4 protein-coding genes are annotated in these 4,559 nt (G+C 42.9%); 2 read left to right on the top strand and 2 right to left on the bottom strand.

What is annotated here, in order from left to right:
* Both WBM49_RS03235 and WBM49_RS03230 read right to left on the bottom strand, forming a co-directional pair.
* On the bottom strand, positions 1–2,039 hold a 2,039-nt coding region (locus WBM49_RS03235; protein ID WP_424370628.1), incomplete at its 3' end, for an efflux RND transporter permease subunit.
* 107 nt (positions 2,040–2,146) lie between these two features.
* On the bottom strand, positions 2,147–2,563 hold the full coding sequence (locus WBM49_RS03230; RefSeq protein WP_424370627.1) for an HYC_CC_PP family protein: 417 nt from the start codon (positions 2,561–2,563) through the stop codon (positions 2,147–2,149).
* Between the two features lie 184 nt (positions 2,564–2,747).
* Here WBM49_RS03230 and rimK point away from each other — a divergent pair, with 184 nt between their 5' ends.
* Entirely contained in the window at positions 2,748–3,626 is an 879-nt protein-coding gene (gene rimK, locus WBM49_RS03225) for a 30S ribosomal protein S6--L-glutamate ligase (protein WP_424370626.1), read from the top strand.
* The coding region (locus WBM49_RS03220; RefSeq protein ID WP_424370625.1) for a succinylglutamate desuccinylase/aspartoacylase family protein at positions 3,613–4,559 on the top strand (947 nt) is incomplete at its 3' end. The genes rimK and WBM49_RS03220, both read left to right, overlap by 14 nt.

Raw genomic sequence — 4,559 nt, 5'->3', positions numbered from 1 at the left:
AGCCCATTAGCTACAAATCCGAAGGTGCTGTTAAAGCCTATCCAGACCAACAGACCAAAAAACAAGGTTATAAAAGGTATTAGCATAAATTTTCCCTTGTTCTCCAGGCACCATTTCAGAACAGGTTCATAAAAATGAACGATGACCATTAACGCTAAAAGAATGATCCCTATCAAAAACAACACAAAGAAGTAATTGATCAGAATTCCGTTTTGAGGCCCCAATGGCATCCATTCTTCGGTAAGGAAAAAGGAAGCGATAAAAATGGTTAGTCCTAAATTGATATAGTTGGGATACGCCTTAAATTTTTCCGGCCATCTGGGTTCCAACAGATTGTTTACCCCAATCAATGTAAGGGCCAGGGGTAGCAACATACCAGTATAGAAAGCAAAAAGTATTCCTGTGACCATCAGAAGGATACTCCAGAATCTGCGAACCCTCTTCCTGTTATAATTGATACCAAAGACAAAATGTGCCAATGCCGGGAGAACAATTATTCCAAGAACAAAAGCACTCAATAAGGCAAAGGTCTTAGTAAATGCCAGGGGCCTAAATAGCTTACCTTCAGCAGATTCCATAGCAAAAACAGGAACAAAACTAACCACTGTAGTTGCCAGGGCTGTGGTGATGGCAGAGGCTACTTCAGAAGTTGCCTTAAAGATCAGCTGCCTAAGTTCTTTGCCCTTAACACCATGGTTTTCAGGCATCTCCAAATGGCGAATGATATTCTCTATAAAAATGATCCCTACATCTACCATGACGCCAATAGCGATGGCAATACCTGAGAGTGCCACCACATTAGCATCAACCCCGGAAAACCTCATAATGATAAAGGTCATTAGGACTCCAACGGGTAACAGACCCGATATGATAACAGAAGCCCTAAGGTTGAGAACAAGAACCAGTACCACGATAATACTGATCAAAATTTCATGAGATAAAGCGTTTTCCAGGGTTCCTATGGTTTCGTGGATAAGATGTGTTCTATCATAAAACGGGACGATGGTCAGTTTACTTTCCACTCCATTTGCTAACATCTTCTTTGGAAGTCCGGGAGAAATCTCTTTAATTTTCTCCTTGAGGTTATTGATAACTGCCAAGGGGTTAGAACCGTATCTGGCTACAACAACACCCCCAACCACTTCGGCACCTCCTTTGTCCAGAACACCTCTTCTAGTTGCCGGCCCTAAACTCACTACCCCTATGTCCCTGATGCGTACAGGAACATTGTCTTGCACGGCAACTACCGCCATTTCAATGTCTTCTGTTTTTTTAATATACCCCAGGCCCCTCACCAGGTATTCTGCCTGGTTTATTTCTATGGTCTTGGCCCCAACATCTTTGTTGGAATTCTTAACAGCCTCCATTACCCTGTACAAGGGAATATTGTATGCTTTCAGGGCATCGGGGTTTACGTCTATTTGGTACTCCTGAATAAAGCCCCCGATGGATGCCACTTCAGAAACTCCTTCGGCAGCATTAAGGCCGTACTTCACATAAAAATCCTGAATAGTTCGTATTTCCTGCAGGTCCCATCCCCCGGTAGGATTATTATCTTTATCCCTTCCCTCAAGGGTATACCAATACACCTGTCCTAATGCTGTTGCATCGGGTCCCAGCATGGGTGTAACCCCCTCCGGGAGAAGTCCGGCTGGCAATGAATTTAATTTTTCAAGGATACGGGAACGGGACCAGTAAAATTCGGTATCCTCATTGAATATGATATAGATACTCGAAAATCCAAACATGGAAGAACTGCGTACGGTCTTAACACCGGGAATTCCCAACAAATAAGTGGTCATTGGGTAGGATATCTGGTCCTCAATATCTTGCGGTGATCTGCCGGGCCAATTGGTAAATACAATTTGTTGATTTTCACCAATATCTGGTATGGCATCTACCGGTACCGGGTCTTTTGGTAAAAATCCGGTATCCCAATTAAATGGTGAATTGATAATACCCCAAGTCACAAAGGTGATCAGGATCAGAACAGTAACAAGCTTGTTCTCTAAAAAGTATTTTATGATTTTATTCAACATAATATAAAGGATAGGAATTGAATCTCAAGAGATAATTCAATGGCATTTAGATACAATGCCGATTACCATACTGGGTGTGCAGTACAGTAACTCTTTATAGTATGTTCTTAAATTAGAAAAGTCTGGTCCAGTAGCTGGACGTCCTTTATAAGTATAGGAGGAGAATATTCCTTAAATGGAATGGGTTGGTCATTTACCTTATCAAATAAGTATATATACGCAAAAGTGTATGCTAATATGAAGGTTTGCTGTTCAAAAGAGAACTGATCAATAGATAATTGAAGATCATCCTGCCCTGTTAAAACAACTTCAACGTCCGAACAGCAATGCATTTCCATATCATCTGACATCATATCCCTCATGGGCATATCCATAGACATCCCACAGGTTTCTGCCTTCTGATAGAATTTAAAATCAACTAACGAATCCCCACAGAAATGCATGTCCATAGAAAAGGACATGGTGGAGAAAAGCACAAGAAGGGCCATCATCAGGGAACCTATTTTACGTACTGTTTCGTTCATGATACCAACAAAACTACGAAATTATTCAATTTATTGTGCTGGTTAACACAAGTTTAGGGTACTATTCCATAAGAATAACACGATATTTTAGCGTCTAAAACCCAAAAGTTTGTGGTAAATACCTTCCATCGAACTAAATATTATCAGTACTTTACCCGACTAATTAAAAAGAAGGAAAATTAAAATGAAAATTGTAATTCTATCCCAAAATAATAATCTTTATTCTACCAAGCGCCTTATGGAGGCCGGGGAGGCAAAAGGACACGAGATGGTGGTCATAGACCACAGCAAATGTGACCTGGTCATAGAAAAGAAAAAACCAGGGCTTATCTACAAAGGGAAAGAAGTTACAGATGTTCATGGGGTTATCCCACGTATTGGCGCTTCCATTACATTTTATGGTACAGCCGTAGTGCGGCAATTTGAGATGATGAAAGTATTTACGGCGGTAGAATCTCAGGCACTGGTGCGCTCCAGAGACAAACTGCGGAGTCTTCAAATATTGTCAAGGGCGGGACTAGGACTTCCAAAAACAGTTTTTAGCAATTATTCCAAGGATGTTGGGGCCATTATAGACAAGGCCGGCGGCGCTCCTGTTGTCATAAAACTGCTGGAAGGTACCCAGGGACTCGGTGTTGTACTGGCAGATAATAGAAATTCTGCCGAATCTATCCTGGAGGCTTTTAACGGGCTGCAAGCCAGGGTCATAGTACAGGAATTTATCAAAGAGGCCAAAGGAGCCGATATCCGGGCATTTGTGATAGACGGACATGTGGTTGGGGCCATGAAACGACAAGGAAAAGAGGGAGAATTTCGCAGTAATCTGCACAGAGGCGGATCTGCCAATATCATTGCATTGACAGACGAAGAAGAAAACGCCGCCATTAAGGCAGCGCGGGTCATGGGACTTGGGGTGGCCGGAGTAGATATGTTACAATCTGCCCGCGGACCTCTAATTTTGGAGGTGAATTCTTCCCCGGGACTGGAGGGGATTGAAGCCGCTACCGGAGAGGATATCGCTACCAAAATAATTAAGTATGTAGAGAGGAATGCCGAAGAGTAAGATAGAATTATTAGATCAAAATATTGAAAGGGGGAAGAGCTACCAGCTCAACCTGGACATTGCTAAATTGCATACCAGAACCACTATACAGGTGCCCATCATTGTGGAGCGTGCCAAGGAAGACGGTCCTGTCTTGTTGATCACGGGTGGGATCCACGGCAACGAGATCAACGGGATTGAAATTGTACGACAATTAATTGCTAAAAAATATAATATTCCGGAGAAAGGAACCATCATCTGTATTCCGGTGGTATATGTCTTTGGCTTCCTGAATCAGGAACGTCAATTTCCTGATGGGCGGGACCTAAACCGTGTTTTTCCGGGAAGCCCCAGGGGTTCTCTGGCCAGCAGATTTGCCTACTACATCATCAAGGAGATTGCACCCAAAGTAGATTATTGTATTGATTTCCACACAGGAGGCGACAGCCGGTTTAATGTGCCTCAGATCCGTATCAATCAGGAAGACCCTGAAAGTTTAGCGCTCGCCAAGGTCTTCCACACGCCTTTTATTATTGGATCTGCCCGGCGCGACAAATCGTTCAGGCAGGCGATGCACAAACTGAAGAAAAAGATTTTACTCTTTGAAGGAGGAAAATCGAACCATTTAGACACCAGGGTAACTCAGGCGGGAGTTAGCGGTGCCATGAGGGTTATGCAGGAATTAGGTATGCGCAATTTTAAGGAGGAGCTCAGCCGTTTTGAAGTATCGCCTGAAGAACCTGTAATGATCACCGATTCTAAGTGGACCAGGGCTAATTATTCCGGGATGTTCCATCCGAAACCAATCCTGGGTAAAAAAGTAAAAAAGGGCACTGTCATAGGAAGTATCTCTGACCCTTTTGGCTATTTTGAACGCAATATAAAGGCCTCACATTCAGGCTATGTGATCTGCATCAACGAATCACCTATTGTGAATCAGGGCGATGCCGTTTT

Origin of the sequence: Muriicola sp., from assembly GCF_049669965.1 — a bacterium.
GTDB lineage: Bacteria > Bacteroidota > Bacteroidia > Flavobacteriales > Flavobacteriaceae > Muriicola.
This window is presented reverse-complemented; position numbering and strand designations above follow the sequence as displayed.

Excerpts from the sequence above, each read along its gene's own strand:
- rimK (WP_424370626.1), top strand. The coding sequence starts at position 2,748 with ATGAAAATTGTAATTCTATCCCAAAATAATAATCTTTATTCTACCAAG.
- WBM49_RS03230 (WP_424370627.1), bottom strand. The coding sequence starts at position 2,563 with ATGAACGAAACAGTACGTAAAATAGGTTCCCTGATGATGGCCCTTCTT.